This window comes from Variovorax sp. 05L425, assembly GCF_056397705.1.
In genome coordinates, this window is the sequence record NZ_JBFTNY010000043.1 from 1 (window position 1) to 22567 (window position 22567).

Below are 22567 nucleotides of genomic sequence, written 5' to 3' on the forward strand. Positions count from 1 at the left end.
CTTTGGCCTTGCAAGCGTGGGCAACGCCGCAGACGGCCCCTTTGCACGACAACCCGAAGGGAAGGTATGCCAGGACGGGCCACTCGGCGTTGCGCTCCTTGCATGTGCCAACGCACATGCGGCGTCGCGCGCCTTGATTGGCCCGTCCTGGCATACCTTCGCGACCCCGGAAGTAGTGTGAACAGGCCTTAACGCGCGGACCAGCGCGAGCGCGCCAGCGCGATGAACTCGGCGGCGCCCCACAGAAGGGCCAGGCCAATGCCGCGCCACAGAGAGCCGGATGAGAGTCGGAAGAGACGGGTCATGATCACGCCACGCTAGCGTGCGCATGTGACGTATTGATGTCCGCCGGTGTCGCTATCCTGCGCGCACCCGACTCTTCCATCCGCGAGTGACTTCAACGGACCTGCCCGAACTGCTGGAACTGCAAAGGCTCGCCGAGTTGGCGGGCGCGCACATCACGCGGCGCGTGCTGTGCGAGGTCAACGCGGGCCAGCAGCGCTTCGCCGTCGAGGCCTTCATGTTCGGCAGTCAGCGCGCAGACGCGCCGGCCGTCGGATTCTTCGGCGGCGTGCACGGCCTGGAGCGCATCGGCGCGGAGGTCACCATCGCCTATCTCCGCAGTCTCGTGATGCGGCTGCAATGGGACGACACCCTGCATCGGCAACTGGAGACCGTGCGCCTGGTGTTCATGCCGCTGGTCAACCCCGGAGGACTGTGGCTCGGCACACGCGCGAATCCGAATGGGGTCGATCTGATGCGCAATGCGCCAGTGGAATCTCGCGAGCGCGTACCTTTCCTCATCGGCGGGCAGCGTGTGAGCGCGGCGCTGCCTTGGTATCGCGGCGCGGCGGGTGCGCCGATGGAGCGGGAGAGCGCCGCGCTGTGCGAGCTCGTCGAGGCGGAACTGCTGGGCCGTCCATTCAGCATCGCGGTGGATTGCCATTCGGGCTTCGGCTTGGCCGATCGCATCTGGTTTCCCTTCGCACACACGTCCCGGCCCATCGCGCATCTCGCGGAGATGCATGCGCTGTGCGCGATCCTCGACGACACGCTGCTTCACCATCGTTACGTGCTGGAGCCGCAGAGCCGGCAGTACCTGACGCACGGCGACTTGTGGGATCACCTCTACCTGCGCGCCTGCGAAAGAGAGGAAGTCTTCCTTCCCCTGACGCTGGAGATGGGTTCGTGGCTCTGGGTCAAGAAGAATCCGAGGCAGATTTTTTCGCGCCACGGCATCTTCAATCCGGTGATTGCGCATCGGCAGCAGCGCGTGCTGCGCCGCCATGTCGGCTGGCTGGATTTCCTCATGCGCGCGGCCTGCAGCCACGAGCGCTGGGTGCCGACCGGCGCCCGCAGGGACGAACACACGCAGCGCGCGCTGGCGCGGTGGTACGCGAAGGAAGCCCGACGATGAGCACCTGGCTCCTGTTGCGAGGACTCGCGCGCGAAGCGGGCCATTGGGGCGCGTTCCCGGGAATGCTGCGCGAGCGCTTGCCCGGCGCGCGCGTCGTTGCGATCGATCTGCCCGGGAACGGCAGTCTGCACAACGAGCGAAGCCCCGCCTGCATCGAGGACACGGTCGAAAGCTGCCGACGCCAACTGCAGGGGATGGCGATCGAAACGCCGGTGCATCTGCTCGCCATGTCGCTCGGCGCGATGGTGGCCGTCGAGTGGGCGCGGCGTCATCCCGCCGAACTGGCCGCATGCGTGCTCGTCAACACCAGCCTGAGGCCCTTCAGCCCGTGGTACCGGCGCCTGCGGCCGGCCAACTACGGCGCGCTGCTCGGCCTGTTGCGTCCTGGGCAAGATGCTCGTCGGCGCGAGGAGACGATCTTGCGGCTGACCAGCCGCCATCCGCCGCGGCGCGATGCCGTCATCGGCGAATGGACGGCCTTGCGCGAGGCGCATCCGGTGAGCGCTGCAAACTCCTTGCGACAGTTGCTCGCCGCTACGCGCTATCGCGCGCCTGCCGAGGCGCCTGTCGTGCCGCTGCTCGTGCTGTCGAGCCGGCGCGATGCGTTGGTGGACGTGCAATGCTCACGGGCGCTCGCGCGGGCGTGGGGTGTCGCCATCATCGAGCACCCCACGGCCGGTCACGACCTCGCGCTGGATGACGGCCCCTGGCTTGCGCGCCAGGTCGGCGAATGGGCCGTGCCGTCGCTCATTTGTGCCCGTCGGCCGGTTGCAGGACGTTGCCCTTCAGCGTGACGGCCTTGCCGATGGGCGGCGCGCTGCTCGTCTCCACCCTGCGCAACGACCCGTCCTGCATGCGGACGCTGACTTCGTAGACCGTCTTCGTGTGCGTGTGCTTTTCGATCGAGTTGCCCGCGAAACCTCCGCCGACCGCGCCGAGCACGGTGGCCGCCGTGCGGCCATTGCCGCTGCCGATCTGGTTGCCCACCAGGCCGCCCACCACGCCTCCCGCCACGGCGCCAACACCGGTAGTGGGCTGCTGGTGTTGCACGGTGTGGACTGATTCGACGTGACCGCAGACTGAGCAGACCTTGACCGGCGCGGGTGCAGGTGCGGTCATGGGCGCCGGCGCTGAGCCCAGTCCGCCGGCTTCCGTATTGGCCTGCGCCACCTTCGGCGGGATGACCTCGGGAGCCCGGACTGGCGCCTGGGCGGCAGCGGCCAGCGGCGGAGGCGGCGCGGCCTGCGCGGGCGGAGGCGCGGGGAAGTCGTCCGGCGCCTTCAGCGGCGGCGCGACCGCCACGGTGGTCGGCGTCGCGCCGCTGCTCACTTCCTTGTGGACCAGCGCGCCTCCGAGCGCAGCCACGGCGATCGCCAACACGCAGATCGCTACCCAGAGCGCCTTGGGTGACTTGCCCGTCGGTGCGACGGGTTGGTCGAGCGAAGTCGATTCCATGCATTCCTTTCCTGTCCTCGGTGCGAAGGCACCGGATACGAGCAAAGCATCGCCGATGCGAGCCGCCTGTCAATTCGCCGGGTCCTACAAAGACTGTGCGTCAAGGGCTACACCGCGTGCAAGGTCGCTTTCATCCGGCTTCGTATGATGGGCTTGCGGCCGGGCGTTCCGGCATTCATCCGCTCATTCATGAATCACGACACTGTGCAGACGCCCGTGGTCTGCGTCGTCGACACCGACGAGACATTTCGACGAGCCGCTTGCCATCAATTGGTCGCCGCGGGTTATCGGGTGCGCGGCCACGGCTCGGTCGGCGAGCTGCTGCATACGGACATCGGCGACGAGCCAGCATGCTTTGTTCTGGATCTCCACATGGCGCGGCCCGATTGGCTCGACCTGCAGTACGTGATCACGCGCAGCGCCGAGCCGCTTCCGGTCATCGTGGTGACGGCCAAGGCCAGCGCGCGTGACACTCTGCGGGCCATGAAAGCGGGGGCCAAGGATTTCTTTCTCAAGCCTGTCGACGGCGAGGCGCTCGTGGCCGCCGTGCGGAATGCAGTGACCCATCACATCTCTCGGCGGGAGGCCTTGAAGCAGATCAATGCAATGAAGGCCCGCTTCGCCACGCTCACGCCGCGAGAGCGGCAGGTCGCGGCGATGGTCGTGACGGGAGCGCCGAACAGGGATATCGGCGCGGCGCTCGGCACCGCGGAGCGGACAGTGAAGCTGCATCGCGCCAATGCGATGGAAAAAATGGGTGCGAGATCGTTGCCCGACCTCGTTCGTGCGCTCGGCCAGATCGATGGTGGTTCCCTGGGCCAGACGGTCTGAATTCCCGCCGACCCCCGTCGGATTGCATACGGGCGGTGAACGACGGCCCACGAGAGATGGTGTCCTACATCGCGCCAGGCGCATGCCGTCCCATACTGCTCTGCCTTTTTGCTTTCGGGGGATTCCGAATGAACGTTCTGATCGCTGACGACAGGGCGGCACGCGGCCGTTGCCTGTCGCGCGCTGCCGTCGGATGAAGGCATCGCCCGGTGCACGCAGCTGGATGGCGGCGGGTGTGCGCCATGAACTCCTCACGCGCGCGCTACCGGCGCTTCGCCACGAGATGGCAGCGCCGGTGTCGGTGATTCGCATGAGCGCGCTGCTCCTGAAGCGCCAGATGTCGGGCGCAGCGGCAGGCGATGCTTCTGCGTGGGCAGAGCGCGTGGCGCTCATCGAAGAACAGGTCGCGGCACTCGCGCTCGGCGTGCATGCGCTGCGCGACTGGGAGCTGTCGACCGACGATGAAGGCATCACGCGAGGCAACCTCGTGGCGCGTTGTACTGCGCTCATGCGCGTGGCCTTCGAGCTGCGCGGCATCCGCATCCATGTGGGCGAGGGACTGTCACCGGCGGAAGGCGAGCGGCGCTTCCCGGCCGGTGCGGCCCTGCGCTACATGTTCCTCGGTGCGTTGGGCTACTTGCACGACAGTGCGCCCAATATCGCGGAGATCCGCGTCGAAGCGGAAGGCGAGGATGCATTGCGCTTCTCGGCCCGGCACGGCGAGTCCACGCCCACCGATCCCCTGGCCGATGCGCATCGCGCTCCGCGTGCGCTGGCCATCGATGCGATCGCGCTGCAATCGCTGGCCGAAGGCCTGGGCTATTCCTTGTCGGTCGAACCCGACTCGGTGTGCTTCGCGCTCGGAACCGCCTTGGCGCCCGCCTGACCGTCGTCGCACTCGGCCATCATCCGGATGCTGCGCTCGACGCGGCCCGTCATCTTCTCGTTCAGATGGGTCCAGCCGCGGTACATCGGCACGACGACCAGCCAGCCGATGCCGATGACCCCGCCCAAGGCGCCCATGTATTGCCAATGCATCGGTTCCATCTGATTGCCCGTCCTTCCTCTCTCCAGGATGCAATGGTAGCCACGAGTTTTGGGGATTGGGCCAAGGCTTCCGCGACTTTTGTGCAGCGCCGATTCGCGAAAGAATACTTTCTGTCGCGTTTCCGGCCCGACGGGCTCGGAGGGCCGATTAGCAGCAGGCCAGCGTCGGAGTGCGGCGGGTCGAAAGAAGCGCTCGCAGCTTCGCCGGCGCGACCGGCTTGGTCAGCAGCATCACCCCACCTTGGCGCAGGCGCTGCAGCGATTCAGGTCCGGTGGCGCCGGACACCAGCACTGCCAGGGCGTCGGGTTGAAGCCGGCGCGTGTCCTCGATCACTTCCATGCCGTCTTCGTCGCCGGCCAGTTGCAGGTCGCAGAGCACGACGTCGAAATGCGCATGGGATTCGTCGAGCCGCGTCAGCGCCTCCCCGCGCGTGGAGGCGCAGTCCACCTGGCAGCCCCATTGCTCGAGCAGCGTCCGGCTGCCGTCGAGGATGGCCGGATCGTCGTCGACGACGAGGCAGTGCAGGCCGGCCAGCGGTGTCGAGACGGCCGGTTCTGCCTTGGGTGTCGCTACGTGGCGCGGGTCGGCCGCGGGCAGGTCGAGCGAGAAGGTGCTTCCGGCCTGCAGGGCCGATCGCAGGCTGACGCGCGTGCCGAGCAACTGGGCGATGCGCGCGCAGATCGACAGGCCGAGCCCGAAGCCCTGGCGGCGGTCGCGCTCGGTGTTCGCGACCTGGTAGAACTCTTCGAAGATGCGTGCCTGGTGGATCGGCGCGATGCCGACACCGTTGTCCCGCACCTCGATGCGAACACCGCGGCCCCTGCGGCGCGCGGCGACGAGCACCGTCCCGTCCGGCGGTGTGTGGCGGATCGCGTTGCTGACGAGGTTGCCGACGATGCGCTGCAACAGTGCCGGGTCGCTGAGCACGGCCAGTCCGCGGTCTTTCCACACCAGCCGTACGCGTGCGGCCGTGGCGGGCGCGGCATGCTGTGCGTCGAGTTGATCGAACACCGTGGCCAAGGACACGCCGGCGATCGTGGGCGTCAGCACCTGCGCGTCGAGCCGCGAGATCTCCAGCAGATCGTCGAGCAGCACGCCCATGAAATCCGTGGCCTCCTGCAGGCGCAGCACGGCAGGGCGTTGCATGGGGCTCGCCGTGGGCAGCAGGCCGTCGATGAACAGGCCCATCGCGTGCAACGGTTGGCGCAGGTCATGGCTCGCCGCCGCAAGGAAGCGGGCGCGGGACAGCGCCGCCTGCTCGGCCTCGGCCATGCGCTGCAGGGCGACGGCAGTGGCTTCGCGCACCTTTTCATCGCTCATTTGCCGGTGGCGCTGCAGGCGCTCCGCCAGGCGATTGATGTCGTGCGCGAGGTTGACGAACTCGTGTTGCGCGCGGCGCTTGCCGGCTTTCGGGTCGCGGTCGTCGTCCGCTGTCAGCGTGACGACGTTGCAGCGCGCGTCGAAGCGGCCGGCCTCCAGTGCCGCGACGGTGCGCGAGATGCGCCGCAGCGGCTGGACGACGGCGCGCGCCATGTGCCGCACCCAGGCCCATGCGAGCAGCAGGGCGATCATCGCGATGCCGATGCCCGCCATCAGCGAGCGGGTGCGTTCATGGGTGTAGGCGGTGGTGTCGCGGAAGGTCTGGACCAGCCCGATCGGCGCGTCGCCGGAGGCGGTTGCACCGGCGGGCGCGAAGGCGCTGGTCCGCGAGGCTTCGCGCAATGTGATCGGCGCCGTGAACATGCGCAACTGCCCGAGCGAGGCCGGCTTCGGCCCGGCGGTGACGTAGATCCCGGCGCCGTTGCTGATCTCGACCCGCGTGGCCTGGCCGCCGCGCAGTGCGGCATTGGCGACGTTCTGCAGCGCCGGCACGTCACCCGCGTAGAGGCTCAAGTCGGACATTGCAGCGACCTGCTTCGCGACGGCCTGTCCTTCGGCGTCGAAGGCGGATTCGAGCGTGGCGAGGCGGCCGTTGGTGAACCAGCCGGTGAGCGCCAGTGCCACCGCCGCACACGGCACCACGCCTAGGCGGAACAGGTCGCGCTGCAGGCTTCCGTCGACCGGCAGGTCTCGGCTTTCCACCGCTGGCGGGTCGGTCGGGCGCACCTCCGAAGCCGGGGCGGGCAGTGAATGTGGGGCGGCGGTCATCGAACTGCGGTGACCCGCTCCGTGAGTTCGCGTTCGTCAGGCAGGCGCAGCCCCAGCCCGCGCGCCACGGTGGTGTTGACGCGCACCGTCGCCGGTGTCGCCGCCTCGACCATCACACCGCCCGCACTGCTTGTGACGCTGTTCGCGGCCAGCTTCAGGCCAAGTGCGCGCGCTTGTTGGGCCAGTTGCGTCGGCGTGGACACCGCGGCTGCCAGCCCACCGGAGCGCACCAGTCCGTCGTTCGTTCCGAAGACCGGGAGACCTGCACTCGCTCCGGCACGCAGCACCGCTAGCGTGGCGGCCTGGCTGTCGCCGATCATGTCGGGCAACACCAGCAGTGCGTCGCTGTGCGGCACCAGGACCCGCAGCGCCGCAGCCAGCGATTTTGCGTCGGGCGCGTATTCCACCTGCAGGTCCCAGCCCTGTGCAGCGCCTTGCAGTTCGCGCACGACCGGTTCCGATTCCGCGGTCGCCACCACGCCCAGCCGGCGCTTGCGCGGCAGCACGGCATCGATCAACGCCAGCTGGTCCGTCATGGCCGGCTCGCGCAGCAGCACGCCGATCTGGCGGTCGGGGTGCCGAAGGGCGGGGGTCATCTTCAGGGTTTCGTAGTCGAGTCGGCTCAACATCACGAGCACCAGCGGGTCCTGCCCGGGTCGCTCGATCGCCATGCGCGCGGCAACCATCCCGACGGCCATCGTGACCTGTATTTCGGCTGCGGTGGCGCTGCGTACGCCGCGTGTTCGTGTAGGCGCTGTCGTACTTTCCTGCTCCGCGCCGGCAGTTCCGGCGGCGATATGGATCAGGTCGAAGCGGCTGCCCGCCTCCTGGGATTCTCGCAACTGGAGAACGAAGTCCGTGTGGGCCGCGCTGTCGTCGGCCATCAGCACCGTGAGCCCGGCCGCGCTCGCCGCGCTCACCGTCGCCGCGCAAGCGCAGGCGATGGCCGCAATGGCTCGCCGCTTCTGAAGCAACGGTAGGAAACGGTTCGCAAGCATGGACTGCATCCGCAGTGGGTGTTGGGGCCAATGTACGGACGAGGCTCTTTGTGCGCGATAAGGCAGAGGGCTTATGTCGCTTGAGCGTGCCCGCATTGTGAGAGGGCGCCTGTCCGCGGTCGCCGCCCGACGGTCTATGTCAGACGGAGTAAGGCCGAACCCCGCCCTCGCGCCTTCGGGCCGGTCAGGCGAGTTCGCGCACCGCGGCGAGCTGGGCGTTGATCGCCTGCCGCAGCACCTTTGGCGAGACGGGTTTGTAGAGCACGGCCACGCCTGCGGTTGCGACTTCGCGCAGGCGGTCGGGCTTGGTCTCGCCGGTGACGAGCAGGCGCGCGGTCGACGCGCCGATGCCGTTCGGGTGGCGCTCCAACGCGGCCAGCACATCGAGCCCGTTGTCGCCGCCTTGCAGGAGCAGGTCGCTGACCACCACGTCGGGCGGGCGATCCCAAGCGCTCGCGAGGGCCAGTGCTTCGGCGCGGTTCTGGGCAGCCATGACCTCGGCGCCCCAGTTCGAGAGCACGACCTGCAATCCCTCGAGGATGGTGCGCTCGTCGTCGATCACCAGCACGCGGATGTTCTTCAGGCCCGCATCGTCGTCGGCGAGCGCGGCGGAGAGCGGGACGAGTGGCGGGCTCATCGGGATCACCGGCTCGGTGGCGCGCACCATGACCCGCACGCAGGTGCCCTTGTTGGGCCGGGAGCTGAGCGCGACGCGCGTGTTCAGCAGCGCTGCAAGCCGCTGCACGGTGGCCAGGCCGAGTCCCATGCCGCGCGCGTCGCGGCCGCCCGCCCGGCCGTTCGGGTCGATCTGGTAGAACTCCTCGAAGACACGCGCCTGATGGTGCGGTGCGATGCCGACGCCCGTGTCCCAGACGTCGATGCGGATGCCCTTGCCGCGTCGCCGCGCACCGATGAGCACGCCGCCTTCGGCCGTATGGCGCAGCGAATTCGACACCAGGTTGTTGAGGATGCGCGACAGCATCACGTAATCGCAGCGCACCCATGCGTCCGTCTTTCGCACCACCAGCCGAAGATTCTGTTGCTCGGCCACCGCACGGAAGTTGCGGCTGATTTCGTCGAAGAGGGTGTCGAGCGCGAAGTCCGCCCATTGCGGCTGCAGCACGCCCGCGTCGAGTTGCGAAAGGTTGAGCAGTTCCGTGAAAAGCCGGTCGAGCGAATCGACGCATTCGCGGATGTGGCCGATGCGCTGCAGGCGTGCCGGGTCGGTTTCGCCGTTGGCCAGGCCATCCGAGAACAACGTGAGCGCATGCAGGGGCTGCCGCAGGTCATGGCTGGCTGCGGCAAGGAGTCGCGTCTTGGCCTGGCTGGCGACTTCGAGTTGCTGGTTCTTCCTCGCCAATTCCGCCGTGGCGTCGGTGATGCGGCTCTCGAGGTGGTTCCGGCTCTCCAACAGCGCGCGCGCCGCCTGATTGAAGCCGTCCTGCAGGCGGCGGACCTCTGCCGTGCCCTGGACCTTGACCTGCGCATCCTCGCCGGCACCGAGCCGGTCGACGGCTTCGCCGAGCGCGCGGATCGGCGCGCTGATTCGCCGCGCTGCCCACCAACCCGCCAGGCCGACACCGACCAGGCTCGCGCCGAGCACCGCCAGGACGTTGAGCCACACGGCCTGCCTGGCGCTTTCGACGGCCGCGAGGCTTGTCTCGACCATGACCTTGCCGGCATGCCTGCCGTCGTCTCCGATGATGGGTGCGACCACGCGCAGCCCCTCGCCGCGCTGGCGGTCGGTGGTCTCCGAGTTGGCGACGATCTCCCCGTCCTCCGACCAGATCTGCACCTGCTGCACATGAGGCTGGTAGCTGCCCGATTGCGCCGTGCGTTGCAATGCGCGGCGATCCATGTGCTGAATCTGGGACTGGGCCACCGTCGCCACCTGCAGCGCGACGGTCTGTGCATTGGCGCGCATCAGCTCGGTCACGTTGGCGAGGTGCTGGCGCGTGAGGACCGCGATCGCGCCGAGGGTCGCCACCATGGCCGGCAGCAGCGCCAACAGCACAAGCTGCTGCGCGAGCGTCAGACGGAGGAGGCGGAGGGCACGGAAAGGCCAATTCATGGGCGGATGGCGGCGGGCGCGCCAAGCCAGTTATACGTTACTGATCGCAAAACATGCGTGGAGAAAAACGACACGGGCGGTGTTCAAGATGGTTTCTAATTGTGTTCTCGACTGTATGGGTTTGACCAGCCTTGCCCCCATTGCACCTCGGCCAGATAGTTTCCGGTCGTTGGCGCGCTGCGCGGGCGCGATGCTGCTGCGCGGCGCAATGGCGATGCTGCTGGCCTATCAGGCCGTCGTTTCGGCGCAGACCGCTGCGCCGGCGGTCGGCTCGACGACAGCCTTGCGCTTCGGCATCCTGCCGCTGGGCGGTGCCTTCGAGTCGCGCAACGACTGGGAGCCCCTGCTCGCGGACATGAGCCGTGCGATAGGCAGGCCCGTCGCGATGTTGTCGGTGACCTCCTACGAGGCGCTCGAACAGGCCATCCAGCGCAACCAGGTCGACATGGCCTTCCTCTCCGGCAAGATGGCGCTCGATGCGGTGACGCTGCGCCGCATGACCGTGCTGGCACAGGTCACACGCCACGACGGCCTGCCCGGCTACCGCGCCCTGTTGCTGACGCGCAAGACGGGTGACTACACCTCGTTGAAGAATTTGCTGGCCAACCCCGAGAAATGGCGGATCGCGCGCGGGGAGAGCCGGTCGGTGTCGGGTTTCATCGTGCCGCAGTTGCAACTCTTCCTGCCCAACCACATCGCGATGGAGACGCGCTTTCGCAGCGAACTGGTTGGCACGCACCAGGTGACGGCGCTCGCCGTCGCCAACGGCGAGGCCGACGTGGCGACCAACAACACGGCCGACTTCGAACGCTTCAAGCTTCAATTCCCGGCCGAGGCGGATCGGCTGCAGGTGATCTGGGAATCCGAACTCATCCCCCATGCGCAGATCGTCATCCGGCGCGAATACGACCCCGCGTTCCAGAAGCAGGTGCAGGCTTTCCTCGTCGACTACGCGCGCGGCAAGGGGCCGCGCGGCGACGCGGAGCGTGCCGTCCTGAAGTCGCTGCACGATCTCGCCGGCTTCGTGGCGGCCGACAACAGTTCGCTGATGCCGGCGGCCAAGCTGGCCTATCAGTTGGCGCGCCAAAGCGCGATGACCTCGCAGTGGGTGAACGAGGCAGCGCGGCAAGCGCGCCTGCAACGCATCGAGACGACCTACGCCGAACAGGTGGCAGCATTGCGCGAGGCAGCGCGTTGAGTTCATCGTGAGGCGAGGCTTGCTCGTGTTCGCGGGCCGCTGCGCGCTGGTCTGCGCGCTGGGATGGCAGGTCGTCACCGGTGCGCAGGCGGGGCAGGCGGCGGAGCCCGCGGAGTTGCGTTTCGGCGTCCTGCCGATCGGCGACGCCGTCGAGTCGAAGACCCACTGGACGCCGCTCCTGGCCGACCTGAGCCGCGCGATCGGCCGGCCGGTCACGGTGCTTTCGGTGACGAACTACGCGTCGCTGGACCAGGCCATCCAGCGCAACGAAGTCGACCTTGCGATGCTGTCCGCCAAGATGGCGCTCGATGCTGTCTCCCACCGGCGCATGAACGTCTTGGCGCTGGTGAAGCGCCATCCGGGCGAGCCCGACCATCGCGCGGTGCTGCTCGCGCGCAAGGCCGGGCCCCTCAACAAGCTCGACGACCTGCTCGCCCATCCGGAGCAATGGCGCCTCGCACGTGGCGACAGCCGATCCGTGTCGGGCTTCGTGCTGCCGCAGGTCCAGCTCTTCCTGCCTCACCGCATCGAGATGGAGACGCGCTTTCGCAGCGAGATCGTCGGCACCCATCAGGCCACCGCGCTGGCAGTGGCGAACGGCGATGCGGACGTCGCCACCAACAACACCACGGATTTCGCCAGGTTCAGGGACCAGTTCCCTGAGGAGGCCGATCGGCTGCAGGTGATCTGGCGTTCGGAGCCCACGCCGCAGGCACCCATCGTGGCGCGGCGCAATCTGCCGCCGGAACTCCAGAAGAAGCTTCGCGCCTTTCTTGTGAATTACGGACATGCCAGCGGCGCGCGCGGCGACGCGCAGCGCGAGACGCTCAAGGCGCTGCATGCGTCCCTCGGCTATGTCGCCGCGGACAACAGGGCCCTGCTGCCGGCCGCCAGGCTCGGGTACCAGCTGGCCCGGCAGAGTGCACTCAATGGGCGATGGGTGGACGAGGCCGCTCGCCAGGCCCGGCTGGCGCGCATCGAAAGCGCTTACGCGGAACAGGCGGCGGCGCTTCGCGGCGAAGGGCGCTGATCTCGTTCAGCGGCTGCCGAACTGACCGTGCCGCCCGGCACCCTTGACGAATCGATCGGCGCCGGCCGCGCCTTCGGCGGCGACGATCGGCACGCCGTGTGCGCCCTCCTGGCGCAGCGCATCGGCCAGCGGTAGGTCCCATTGGGCGTAGGCAGAGCGGCGATCGGTCAGCATGCATTGCTGCGGGAACTCGGCGATCTCGCGTGCGAGTGCCTGCGCCGCGGCCAGCGCGCCACCGGGAGCGACCATGCGATTGACCAAGCCCATTCCCAGGGCTTCCGATGCGCCGACCGGGCGGCCGGACAGAATCATGTCGAGCGCGCGACCCATGCCCACGACGCGCGGCAGGCGAACGGTGCCGCCGTCGATCAGCGGCACGCCCCAACGCCGGCAGAAGACGCCGAACACCGCGTCTTCGTCGGCAACGCGAAGGTCAGCCAGCAGTGCCAGTTCCAGTCCACCGGCGACGGCATAGCCGTTGACCGCCGCGATGAACGGCTTCGACAGGGCCATGCGCGTCGGACCCATCGGGCCGCTGCCGCCGCCGTCCGGATCGAGTTCGTTGCGCAGCCCGGGATCGCCCACCGCCGCGAGATCGGCACCGGCGCAGAAATGACCGCCCGCACCCGTCAGCACGGCGACCCGCAGCGCCGGATCCGATTCGAAGCGCTCGAATGCGGCGCGCAGTTCGAGGGCCGTCGGCCCGTCGACGGCATTCCGCTTGCGGGGGCGGTTCAGCGTGATCGTGCAGACCGCGTGATCGATGTCGAAAAGGACGTTGGACATGGCTGGATGAATTCGTCGAGTGCGGGACCGATCCTAGGGCGAATCGGCGATCCGCCGTGCCGCGCTCGGACAACTCTAGTTCCTTCGCCGTAGGCCACAGTTTCACTTGTAGGCCATCAGCCAGATTTGTTGCGGCGCGGCGGCGCCGGAAACTGGATGTTTCGATTCAGGCCTTGTCCGGAGGGTTTGTGAACGGCGAAGCGGATACCGTCCTTTCAGGCGCGGCGCCGGGCTGGTTCGGCAAGCTGCCGGGCATGGACGACTTTGCGCATCGGCGCCTGCCGGACGGCTTCAGCGAAGCCTGGGATCGGTGGCTGCGCAATGGGCTGGGGCGGATTCGCGTGCGTCGCCAGGATTGGACCGAGCGCTACCTCGATGCGCCGCGCTGGTGCTTCGTGCTCGGCAACGGCGTGATCAATGGGCAATGCTGGATCGGCGTCCTGGTTCCATCGGTCGATGGAACGGGGCGGCACTTTCCCTTCACCTTGGTCACGGAACTGGTTTCCCCGCAGAGCGAACTCACCGCCGCCGCGCTGGCTCGCGTGCGGCAATGGTGGCTGCTGGCCACCCGGGCCGTGCGGGAAGGATTGGACGGACACCTCGACGCGATCCGCTTCGAGGTCCTGCTGCACCGGCTCTTCGCGCGCGATGCCGCGACGCCCGGCGAAGGGAGCGAAGCCGTGCTGGCCTTGCCGGTGGTCGGCCAGTCGCTGTGGTTCACCGATCCAAGCGCGGAGGGCGGCCTGGGGATGGCCAGCCAGGGCCTGCCGCAAGACGACCAGTTCGAAGCACTCTTTGATTGCGGCCCCGGCGGAACGGCACCCGGTGCGGAGGGGGCATGACCCGCCCGCTCGCCCCCAAGGCGAAGACCGCGGCGTTCGGTGAAACGCCGACCGTTGCGCCGACCGTGCGTCCCCCGCCGCGCAACCTGGGTGCGGGTCTCCTGGCCGTCGGCAGCCGGCTTGCGGAATTCGAAGTGACCCGCATCGTCGGGCAGGGTGGCTTCGGCGTGGTCTATGAGGCGTGGGACCCGATTCTGGAGCGGGTGGTGGCGATCAAGGAGTACCTGCCCACGGCGCTGTCGGCGCGCCGGATGGATGGCATGGTCGTGCCGCTGTCCGAGCGGCATCGCGAGACCTTCGAGCTCGGCATGCGTAGCTTCATCAAGGAAGCGCGCCTGCTGGCCCAGTTCGGGCATCCGTCGCTGCTCAAGGTCTACCGCTTCTGGCAGGAGCACGGCACCACCTACATGGTCATGCCCTTCTATCGCGGGGACACACTGAAGCAGGCGCTGGCCGCCGCGCCGGGCGGCGTCGATGAGGGCTGGCTGCTGCGCATCATGGACGGCGTCACGCAGGCGCTGGCAGTGATGCATCAAGCCCATTGCTACCACCGTGACATCGCGCCGGACAACATCATCCTGCTCGAAGGCTCGGGGCGACCGGTGGTGCTGGACTTCGGCGCGGCGCGCCGGGTGATCAGCGACAGGACGCAGACCATCACGGTCATCCTCAAGCCGGGCTACGCGCCCGTCGAGCAGTACGCCGGCATGCCGGACATGGCGCAAGGGGCATGGACCGATGTCTATGCGCTGGCCGCCGTGATGCACGTCGCGGTATGCGGCCGCGCGCCGCCGCCTTCGGTGGCCCGCCTGCTGGAAGACAGCCATGTGCCGCTGATGCAGAACGAAGCATTGCGGCAGCGATACAGCCAGCGGCTGCTGGCGGCCATCGATGCCGGCCTTGGCGTGCGGCCCGAATCGCGTCCGCAATCGATGGCTGCCTTTCGGGAGGCCATGGGCCTCGAAGCTGTGGCGGCCCCGATGCGCCTGGTCACCGGGCGGCGTGCAGCACGCGCCGCGCCGTCAGCGGCATCGGCAGCGCCGCTACCGGCAGGTCTTGAACGAAAGAGGCGTTTTGCGCTGATTGCCGCGGTGATGCTGGCGATGGCCGTCCCGATCGTCATCGCCGCCCTGGTCGCCCTGGGGGCCTTCGGCGCCCGATGAAATCAAGAAGCGATCGGAGTGAAGGAGGCCCGGTGGACATAGAGATCGTCACCTTGTCGAGGCAGGGCGGCCGTCCGTACAACGAGGACGTGTTCGGCCAATGGAACGACGAGCGCTTCGTCGCCTGCCTCGTGGCCGACGGCGCGGGTGGACACGGCGGCGGAGACGTCGCGGCCGAGATCGCCTGCGCGAGCGTGCTCCATGGCTTCGCGGCGGCGCCGGGGCTCGAAAGCGGCAGGCTTCGGCATCTGGTCGAGCAGGCCAACCGTGACGTGGTCGCGCGCCAGGCCGAGGGCGGCAGGCTCGCGGCGATGCGCTCCACCCTGGTCCTCGCTGCCGTCGACCTGCACGCCAACGAACTCGCCTGGACGCACACCGGAGACAGCCGGGCCTATCTGTTTCGGGGTGGCGCACTGATGACACGGACCGTCGATCACAGCCTCGTCCAGCAGATGGTGAGCAGCGGCTTGATCGACGAGGAGCGCGCACGGCAACACCCGCGGCGCAATCTGTTGCTGTCGGCGCTGGGCGCGCCGGACGGCGAGTTGGACGTCGATGCCTGCGAGCGCATCCCGCTCGTTGCCGGCGACGTCGTGCTGCTGTGCAGCGACGGCGTCTGGGAGGTGCTCGGCGACGTACGGCTGACCGAGACGCTGCGGGACTCGCGCGATCCCGATCAATGGATCGGGAAGATCGATGCGGAAGTCAGGTCGCGCGCGGCGCCGGGCCACGACAACTACACGGCCGTCGCGATGTGGCTGCATGCCGGAGAGCTGGTGACCCAGCCGATGGCCTGAGAGGAACCTGCTATCGGCGTCGTCGACCGGACGATGCCTCGGGCCCCCAGCTGATCGGTTGTCCGGGACGCCAATCGGGTGGCGCGTAGACGTCGGCCAAGCTCGCGCCGTCGAGGCTGTAGTGGATTTCGGTCCCGGCCGGCGCGCCGATGCCGGCCAGGATCGCCTGCAGTTCGACACGCGTCGCACCGACGTCCACCACGTCGAGATCGACGCGCGTGAAAGCGACGCGGCGAGATCCGCCCGTGGACGCACTGCCGTAGGAGCCGCCCCAGCCGAGCACCGATCCAAGACCCTTTGCCCGAAGCGCCTCGTCGATCCGTTCTTCGCGCTGGTGGATGCGGTCGTCCGTGTCCGCGTCGATCGGAATCTTGACGACCATGAACTGCGAGCGCGCATAGGCACTTGCTCGGGCGGGCGGCCCGGCGCTGTCGCCGGGAGGGACGGAGGGTGGATCGGGTGGGAAGGCCATGGGCGTGCGTTCGGGCCGCAATTGTCCGGCAACAGCGGCGGCTTGCGTCCGGCCGGTCAATCCCGTACGCTGGATTGCCGTCTAGACGACGCGCAGCCCGGGCGGGCCGCGCGACCGTCTCCCGGGAGTCGAGGAGACCCACTCATGCCAAGCCGATCGAACGGCCTTGCGGCCGAAATGGAAGCGGTGCGGACACTGGCGCTCGTTGGAGCGTCCGCTTCCGGCAAGACCACCCTCGCCGAGGCGCTGCTCCTGAGAACGGGCGCCATCGGCGCACCGGGCAGCATCGAACGCGGAAGCACTGTCAGCGATCACGATCCGCTCGAGCGACGAATGCAGCACTCGCTGAACGCGTCGATCATGCACCTGACGCACGCCGACACGCGGATCCACTTCATCGACACGCCCGGCGGCGCGGACTTCCTGGGGCAGAGCCTGCCTGCGCTGGAAGCGGTCGAAACGGCGGCGATCGTGATCAACGCCAGCACCGGCATCGAGCAGATGGCAGTGCGGATGATGGAATATGCGGCGTCGCGTCATCTCACGCGCATGGTCATCGTGAACAAGATCGATGCGCAGGGTGTCGATCTGCCGGGACTGCTGGCGCAGATCCAGGCGTCCTTCGGTCGTGAATGCCTGCCGCTGAATCTGCCCGACGAAGGTGGCGCGCGGGTCGTCGACTGCTTCTACAACCGCGACGGGCACTGCGACTTCGGCGCCGTCGATGAGGCACATCGCGCGCTCGTGGAGCAGGTGGTCGAGGTGGACTCGGCCTTCGTCGACCGCTATCTCAACGATGGGGACGTCGATCCGAGCGAGTTGCACGCACCGCTTGAACAGGCGTTGCGCGAAGGCCACCTGATTCCGGTGTGCTTCGTCTCGGCACGTACAGGCGCCGGACTGGCGGAACTGCTCGACGTGATCGTCAAGCTGCTGCCCGACCCGACCGAGGCCAATCCGCCGGACTTCCTGGTGGGCGAGGGGGCCTTGGCGAAGCCCATGGAGGCTCGGCCGGACCCTTCGCTGCACGTGCTTGCGCACGTGTTCAAGATCACGGTGGATCCCTACGTCGGCAAGATGGGGATCTTCCGGGTGCACCAGGGGACCATCACCCAAAACAGCCAGCTCTTTGTCGGCGACGGCCGCAAGCCCTTCAAGGTGGGCCATCTCTTCATGCTGCAGGGCAAGGACCACGTGGAGGTGTCGCGCGCGCTGCCCGGCGACATCGTCGCGGTGGCCAAGGTCGACGAGATCCGCTTCGATTCCGTCCTGCACGACGCGGCCGAGGACGACCACGTCCACCTGGCGCCGCTGGATTTTCCGATCCCCGTGCATGGTCTGGCCATCGAGCCGAAGCGGCACGGCGATGAACAGCGCATGTGGGAGATCCTCGGCAAGCTGGTCGGCGAAGACCCTTGCCTGCGGGTGGAGCATGTGGCCGCCACCAACGAATCGGTGGTCTACGGGCTGGGCGAACTGCACCTGCGCGTGCTGCTCGACCGTTTGCGCGAGGTCTACCGCTTCGAGGTCAACACACGCCCGCCGCGCATCGCCTACCGCGAGACCGTGACGGCGCCGGCCGAGGGCCATCACCGCCACAAGAAGCAGACGGGCGGTGCCGGCCAGTTCGGCGAGGTGTTCCTGCGCATCGAACCGCTGGCGCGCGGCGGCGGGTTCGAATTCGTCGACCAGGTCAAGGGCGGAACGATCCCCGGCCAGTTCATCCCCGCAGTGGAAAAAGGCGTGCGCGAGGTGCTGACGACCGGCGCGATCGCCGGCTACCCGGTGGTCGACGTGCGCGTGGTCGTCTACGACGGCAAGCACCACAGCGTCGACAGCAAGGACATCGCTTTCGCGACGGCGGGCCGCAAGGCCTTCATGGCCGCGATCCGCGAGGCGCGCGCCATCGTGCTGGAGCCGATCGTCCAGATCGAGATCGCGGCGCCCGACTCCGCGGTGGGCGATGTCACGGGCGACCTGTCGTCGCGGCGCGGCCTCGTCACGGGCACGTCGAACCTGGCGGCCGGCACGATCGTCGTCCGTGGGCAGGTGCCGATGTCGGAGCTGTCCAGCTATCAGTCGCGGCTCAACGCGATGACGAGCGGGCAGGGGCGCTACACCATCGTGCTGTCGCACTATGAAGCGGTGCCGCCGTCGGTCCAGCAGACCTTGATGGGCCAGCATCGCGTGCGTGACGACGACTGACTTCGGTCGGCGTCACATCCGGGTCGAATCGAAGTCGCCGTCGTTGCCGGCGCCGGGTCGTTTCGAATGCGCGAGCGGCTGGTCCGTGGGCAGGAAGCGGGTGAAGAGGTCCTGCGCGAAGGCGCCGCCGTTGCCGTTCGACGGCGCGGCCGTGAAATAGAGGCCGCGCCAGCGCGGCGACCGCGGCCCCCGGCCATTGCCGAACATGCCGTCGGCGGTCGCGCGCAGCCCGGGTTGCAGGGCGCGCACCTGTTCCACGAAGGCATGGATGGCCTGGCGCTGCGCGGGATTTTCCCTTGCGCGGAAGAGCGCCATGCGCAGGGCGTGCAAGCGTTGCATGATCTCCGCGAAGAGTCCGTCAAGCTGCGTGTCGGCCGGCGCGCGCGGCGTTGCGTCGTTGCGCAGGCGGTGGCCCAGTGCCTGTGACAGCACTTCGGCCGTCAGGGCCTCGCGTACTGTGTCGTAGCCTTCGAGGCGTTCCAGACCGGTCACGACCAGATAGACCGGCAACTGGATCCGGAGATGCTCCGTGGCCTCCTGCACCAGCGCGCGCAGCCGCTGCGCGACGGGTGCCCTGCCGCGCGTCGCGCCGAGCAGCGCGGACACGCTGACGCACGCCACGATGCCGTTGAGCGGCAATCGCTTGCGGCGCTCCGCGAGTTCGAGCAAGGCGCGATACCAGAGGCCGCGCTCATGCGGGGTCTGCGAATCGTCCAGCAAATCGGGATGGATGTCGATGGCGATCATCGACGGCAGGCGCCGCCAGCGCCAGAAGGCCCGGCCTCCGGATTCGTTCGGCGGCGGTGGCGATGGACGACCGCTCGCGGCGGCGAGCAGATCCGGCACGTTCGCCAGGGCGTCGCCGACGAAGAGAAACCACGGGATCGCATAGAGCGGATTGCGTACCGGACCCGGCACCGTGGCGCCATCGAGCGGCGGGACCTGCCTGGAGAGGGATGCCTGCATTTCGGCGCTTTCCGACGCGGCGAACGACGCATCGCCCCGCGCAAGATTCTCGATGTGCATGCGCAGCCCTCGGCGCCTGGCAGCGCGGCCCGATCCCAGCAGCGCCCACCACAGGCTGAGGAAGGCCAGCACGCACACCACCAGCAGTGACCAGAATTGAGCGGGTATCGAAGGCATGGCGTCAGCGCGGAACCGTCTCGAGAAACACGAAATCGGCGATCACCTGGGCGCCGACCTCACCGGCGGCCAGGGACTCCCGCAGGCGTTGCAGGTAGGCGGAGGCCAGTTCGAACGGGGGCCTGTCCGATGCTTCGTTGAACGGCGTCGGCGATGACAACGCGGTCAGGAGGACCGTGCCGAAGGGCGGCGCCACCAGCCAACTCGCCGGGATGTCCTTGCCCAGTTCGATGACTTCGCCGGCCCGCACGCGGGGCTGTCCACGGCCTGCGTTGAGATGCATCACCGCGCCGTCGGCGGTGTAGTAGTCGATCCAGAGATAGCCGTCGTACTTGGCGTTCGTCACCTGGAACAGCACCGGATCGCCTTCGCGCAGGCGCCCCTGGCGTGCCGTGGAAGCCGACACCTTGAGCCCGAAGCCCATGTCGCGATTGCGCGCCTGGTAGGGCTTCAAGATCGCGACCACTTCGCAATGAGGCCAGACGCGCAGCTGAAGGTCGAAGTTCGCGGCACTGACGCCCGGGACCGCGCGCACGTCGCGCTGCACCCGGGCCACCTGCTCGGTTTCAGACACAAAGCCGCTGACCTCGATCGTCCCTTCCGGCGAGATCGCCGCCGAAAGATCCGTGCAGGCGTAGGTCTGCAATTGCTGCTCGACACGCTGGACCAGGGTAGGCGGCGTTTCCGTGGGCGAGGCCAGCAGGAAGGAAAACAGGTAGGTCACGGGAATCGCGATCGCCAGCACCGCCGCCGTGCGCAGTAGCGCGCGCTTGCGGCTTTGCGGGTCGCGCGGCCCAGGGGGGTCCGGCATGGCGTAGGGTTGCGGGGTGATGTGATCCTCGGCGAGCGTTTCGAGCGACGCGGGCTGGATCGCCAACTGCTTCCCGTGAAGGTCCTTGAGCTTGCCGAGCTCGCCGCCGTCGTCGTTCTCGAAGTAGTACTGGCCCTTGAAGCCAAGCGCCAGCGCATGCCAATAGACTTCGCGGACTTCCTGCTCGCCGGCCGGCAGGGCTGACAGATGGTGGAAGAATTCGCTGTGCGCGTTGTTCGAATTGAAGAGCAGGACTTGCAGCGGCTCCGCTGTGTCTGCGCAGTCCGGATGCCGCGCGAGGATCTCGTCGATCCAGGCAACCATTGCGAACAACGCGGACTCGATCTGTTCGGCGGGCTTGTCGAGATTGCGCGCCGCCGTACGGGCTTCTTCAAGGAGCGCGCGAGCCTTGCGCCGGGCCGATTCGCACGAGCCATTGACCCGGCCCGTGGCGATCGACGCGTCGAGCGTCAGGCCGAACGAAAGCAGGGAAGAAAAACAGTCGAGCAGGCGCGCCATGCGGAGCTCGCGGCTAGGCCATGGCGGTGACGGGGGAAGCGCCGCGTTTGCGCCGGTATGGATGGCACATGCACGAGTCCCCTGTCGTTTCTGGATATGGCGACGATTCTTTCACGCGCGCGTGCGCGCGCTATACCGCTTGGGAGCTATGTCGTTCGGAAGCAAATCCGCCTTGATGTGCGCCGGTTTCGCCGGTATCTTCGGCCTGTTGAGTTCATCCATGAACGCTGGGGTAAGCCATGAAAATCCTGATCGCCGACGACCACCGGCTCGTCATCGAGGCGGTCAAGGCCAAACTGTCGGAACTGCAGTCCGACATCGAATTCGTCCTGGCAATGAGCGTCGACGAATTGCTCGCCGGTGCATCCGACGACATCGACCTGGCCATGATCGATCTGAACATGCCGGGCGCTGAAGGCCAGGCCCACATCGACGAGATTCGCCGCCGTCATCCGGCCGTCCCTGTCATCGTGCTCTCGGGTTACGAAGACCCGGCCATCATGCGCAGCGCGCTCGAACGCGGCGTGCTCGGGTTCATTCCCAAGGCGTATTCGCCCGAGGTGATGCTGTCCGCCGTGCGACTGGTGCTGGCTGGCGGTATCTATGTTCCGCCGATGATGCTGTCGGCCGTTCCGCCCGGCGTCATCGCCGGAATCCCCGGTTCCGACGCGGCGCAGCGTGGTTCGGCAGCGGCTTCCGCGCAGACGCTCGAGCATCTTCGCAATGTGCTGACGGAGCGGCAGGTCGAGGTGCTCCAGTTGCTGTCGCAGGGCAAGCCCAACAAGCTGATCGGGCGGGCGCTGGGCATCAGCGAAGGCACGGTCAAGATCCACCTCGCTGCGATCTTCCGCGCGCTCAATGTGCGCAACCGCACCGAGGCCGTCGTTGCCGCGCAGTCGCTGACCGAGGCCTGAGGCGACGATGCGGGGGCCCCTTATCCTCGGGGCCATGTCCCTGGATCTTTCAAACTTCGACGCGGCGATCGTCGATCTCGACGGCACGCTGATCGACACGATCGGCGATTTCGTGATTGCCCTGAATCGCATGCTCGACGAGCTCGCATTGCCGCACATCGATGCGCCGACGGTGACGGCCATGGTCGGCAAGGGCTCGGAGCACCTCATCCATTCGGTGCTCCGCCACGTGCGAGGCACTTCGGCGGATGACGAGGCCTGGTTCGATCGCGCCTGGCCACGCTACCAGCACCACTACCTCGCCATCAACGGCCAGCATGCCGAGGTCTATGCCGGTGTCGTGGAAGGGCTGTCCGCATTGCGGGCGCGCGGCATGCGACTGGCCTGCCTGACCAACAAGCCGACCGCCTTCGCTCGCCCATTGCTGGCAGCCAAGGGGCTCGACAAGTTCTTCGAGGTCATGTTCGGCGGCGACGCCTTCGAGCGAAAGAAGCCCGACCCGCTGCCGCTGGTCAAGGCCTGCGAAGCGCTGGGGAGTCGACCGGCGCGGACCTTGATGATCGGCGATTCGAGCAACGACGCGAAGGCGGCGCGTGCCGCGGGCTGTCCCGTCGTGCTGGTCAGCTATGGCTACAACCACGGCGAACCCATTCGCGACGTCGACGCGGACGGATTCATCGATTCCCTGGCCAGCCTCGACGCGTGATGCTCGCGGCGCT

General features: G+C 67.9%; 21 protein-coding genes. 12 read left to right on the plus strand and 9 right to left on the minus strand.

Annotated elements, in window-relative coordinates:
* Nucleotides 1-391 precede the first annotated feature (391 nt).
* Nucleotides 392-1417 carry a M14 family zinc carboxypeptidase gene (locus AC1DN9_RS28920; RefSeq protein ID WP_478105769.1) on the plus strand — a complete coding sequence of 342 codons (1026 nt, stop codon included), beginning with the start codon at nucleotides 392-394 and terminating at the stop codon, nucleotides 1415-1417.
* Nucleotides 1414-2211 (plus strand): alpha/beta fold hydrolase, encoded by a 798-nt coding sequence (locus AC1DN9_RS28925; RefSeq protein ID WP_478105771.1) that lies wholly within the window; start codon nucleotides 1414-1416, stop codon nucleotides 2209-2211. The genes AC1DN9_RS28920 and AC1DN9_RS28925 overlap by 4 nt, the downstream gene beginning before the upstream one ends.
* Here AC1DN9_RS28925 and AC1DN9_RS28930 read toward each other — a convergent pair.
* Nucleotides 2165-2872: a glycine zipper 2TM domain-containing protein gene (locus AC1DN9_RS28930; protein WP_478105773.1), complete on the minus strand. Its 708-nt coding sequence runs from the start codon at nucleotides 2870-2872 to the stop codon at nucleotides 2165-2167. The genes AC1DN9_RS28925 and AC1DN9_RS28930 overlap by 47 nt on opposite strands.
* A gap of 189 nt (nucleotides 2873-3061) precedes the next feature.
* On the opposite strand from AC1DN9_RS28930, the gene AC1DN9_RS28935 reads away from it, so the two are divergent.
* Both AC1DN9_RS28935 and AC1DN9_RS28940 read left to right on the plus strand, forming a co-directional pair.
* Nucleotides 3062-3703, plus strand: a complete 642-nt coding sequence (locus tag AC1DN9_RS28935) for a response regulator transcription factor (RefSeq protein ID WP_478105775.1) — start codon at nucleotides 3062-3064, stop codon at nucleotides 3701-3703.
* A gap of 193 nt (nucleotides 3704-3896) precedes the next feature.
* A complete protein-coding gene (locus AC1DN9_RS28940; protein WP_478105777.1) occupies nucleotides 3897-4589 on the plus strand; it encodes a hypothetical protein in 693 nt (230 codons plus the stop codon).
* On the opposite strand, the gene AC1DN9_RS28945 is transcribed toward AC1DN9_RS28940, so the two are convergent.
* From AC1DN9_RS28945 to AC1DN9_RS28960, 4 genes are all read right to left on the minus strand, one after another.
* On the minus strand, nucleotides 4523-4750 hold the full coding sequence (locus tag AC1DN9_RS28945; protein WP_478105779.1) for a hypothetical protein: 228 nt from the start codon (nucleotides 4748-4750) through the stop codon (nucleotides 4523-4525). The two genes, AC1DN9_RS28940 and AC1DN9_RS28945, sit on opposite strands and share 67 nt — an antisense overlap.
* A 148-nt stretch (nucleotides 4751-4898) precedes the next feature.
* Nucleotides 4899-6899 carry an ATP-binding response regulator gene (locus tag AC1DN9_RS28950; RefSeq protein ID WP_478105781.1) on the minus strand — a complete coding sequence of 667 codons (2001 nt, stop codon included), beginning with the start codon at nucleotides 6897-6899 and terminating at the stop codon, nucleotides 4899-4901.
* Nucleotides 6896-7897: an ABC transporter substrate binding protein gene (locus AC1DN9_RS28955; protein ID WP_478105783.1), complete on the minus strand. Its 1002-nt coding sequence runs from the start codon at nucleotides 7895-7897 to the stop codon at nucleotides 6896-6898. Before AC1DN9_RS28955 ends, AC1DN9_RS28950 begins: the two co-directional genes overlap by 4 nt.
* 184 nt (nucleotides 7898-8081) lie before the next feature.
* Entirely contained in the window at nucleotides 8082-9968 is a 1887-nt protein-coding gene (locus AC1DN9_RS28960; protein ID WP_478105785.1) for an ATP-binding response regulator, read from the minus strand.
* Between the two features lie 190 nt (nucleotides 9969-10158).
* Here AC1DN9_RS28960 and phnD point away from each other — a divergent pair, with 190 nt between their 5' ends.
* A complete protein-coding gene (gene phnD, locus AC1DN9_RS28965) occupies nucleotides 10159-11166 on the plus strand; it encodes a phosphate/phosphite/phosphonate ABC transporter substrate-binding protein (RefSeq protein WP_478105823.1) in 1008 nt (335 codons plus the stop codon).
* 4 nt (nucleotides 11167-11170) lie between these two features.
* Nucleotides 11171-12196 (plus strand): phosphate/phosphite/phosphonate ABC transporter substrate-binding protein, encoded by a 1026-nt coding sequence (locus AC1DN9_RS28970; protein ID WP_478105825.1) that lies wholly within the window; start codon nucleotides 11171-11173, stop codon nucleotides 12194-12196.
* A 6-nt stretch (nucleotides 12197-12202) separates the two neighbouring features.
* On the opposite strand, the gene AC1DN9_RS28975 is transcribed toward AC1DN9_RS28970, so the two are convergent.
* Nucleotides 12203-12982, minus strand: a complete 780-nt coding sequence (locus AC1DN9_RS28975) for a crotonase/enoyl-CoA hydratase family protein (protein ID WP_478105787.1) — start codon at nucleotides 12980-12982, stop codon at nucleotides 12203-12205.
* 188 nt (nucleotides 12983-13170) lie between these two features.
* Here AC1DN9_RS28975 and tagF point away from each other — a divergent pair, with 188 nt between their 5' ends.
* The 3 genes from tagF to AC1DN9_RS28990 are packed head-to-tail and all read left to right on the plus strand — an operon-like array spanning nucleotide 13171 to nucleotide 15784.
* Nucleotides 13171-13824, plus strand: a complete 654-nt coding sequence (gene tagF / locus AC1DN9_RS28980; protein WP_478105789.1) for a type VI secretion system-associated protein TagF — start codon at nucleotides 13171-13173, stop codon at nucleotides 13822-13824.
* The gene (locus AC1DN9_RS28985) at nucleotides 13821-14987 is read left to right on the plus strand and encodes a serine/threonine-protein kinase (protein WP_478105791.1); all 1167 of its coding nucleotides are present in this window, start codon (nucleotides 13821-13823) and stop codon (nucleotides 14985-14987) included. The genes tagF and AC1DN9_RS28985 overlap by 4 nt, the downstream gene beginning before the upstream one ends.
* A 32-nt stretch (nucleotides 14988-15019) precedes the next feature.
* Nucleotides 15020-15784, plus strand: coding sequence for a PP2C family protein-serine/threonine phosphatase (locus AC1DN9_RS28990; RefSeq protein WP_478105793.1), 765 nt, complete (start codon nucleotides 15020-15022; stop codon nucleotides 15782-15784).
* Nucleotides 15785-15794: 10 nt separating this feature from the next.
* On the opposite strand, the gene AC1DN9_RS28995 is transcribed toward AC1DN9_RS28990, so the two are convergent.
* Nucleotides 15795-16256, minus strand: coding sequence for a hypothetical protein (locus AC1DN9_RS28995; protein WP_478105795.1), 462 nt, complete (start codon nucleotides 16254-16256; stop codon nucleotides 15795-15797).
* 144 nt (nucleotides 16257-16400) lie between these two features.
* On the opposite strand from AC1DN9_RS28995, the gene fusA reads away from it, so the two are divergent.
* A complete protein-coding gene (fusA, locus tag AC1DN9_RS29000; RefSeq protein ID WP_478105797.1) occupies nucleotides 16401-18461 on the plus strand; it encodes an elongation factor G in 2061 nt (686 codons plus the stop codon).
* 12 nt (nucleotides 18462-18473) lie between these two features.
* On the opposite strand, the gene AC1DN9_RS29005 is transcribed toward fusA, so the two are convergent.
* Both AC1DN9_RS29005 and AC1DN9_RS29010 read right to left on the minus strand, forming a co-directional pair.
* Complete coding sequence (locus AC1DN9_RS29005) at nucleotides 18474-19604, minus strand: type VI secretion system protein (RefSeq protein ID WP_478105799.1); 1131 nt, start codon at nucleotides 19602-19604, stop codon at nucleotides 18474-18476.
* A 4-nt stretch (nucleotides 19605-19608) separates the two neighbouring features.
* Nucleotides 19609-20934, minus strand: a complete 1326-nt coding sequence (locus AC1DN9_RS29010; RefSeq protein ID WP_478105801.1) for a DotU family type IV/VI secretion system protein — start codon at nucleotides 20932-20934, stop codon at nucleotides 19609-19611.
* Between the two features lie 239 nt (nucleotides 20935-21173).
* Between AC1DN9_RS29010 and AC1DN9_RS29015 the strand changes: the two genes are divergently transcribed.
* A complete protein-coding gene (locus tag AC1DN9_RS29015; protein ID WP_478105803.1) occupies nucleotides 21174-21848 on the plus strand; it encodes a LuxR C-terminal-related transcriptional regulator in 675 nt (224 codons plus the stop codon).
* Nucleotides 21849-21882: 34 nt separating this feature from the next.
* The gene (locus AC1DN9_RS29020; protein ID WP_478105805.1) at nucleotides 21883-22554 is read left to right on the plus strand and encodes a phosphoglycolate phosphatase; all 672 of its coding nucleotides are present in this window, start codon (nucleotides 21883-21885) and stop codon (nucleotides 22552-22554) included.
* Nucleotides 22555-22567: the final 13 nt, after the last annotated feature.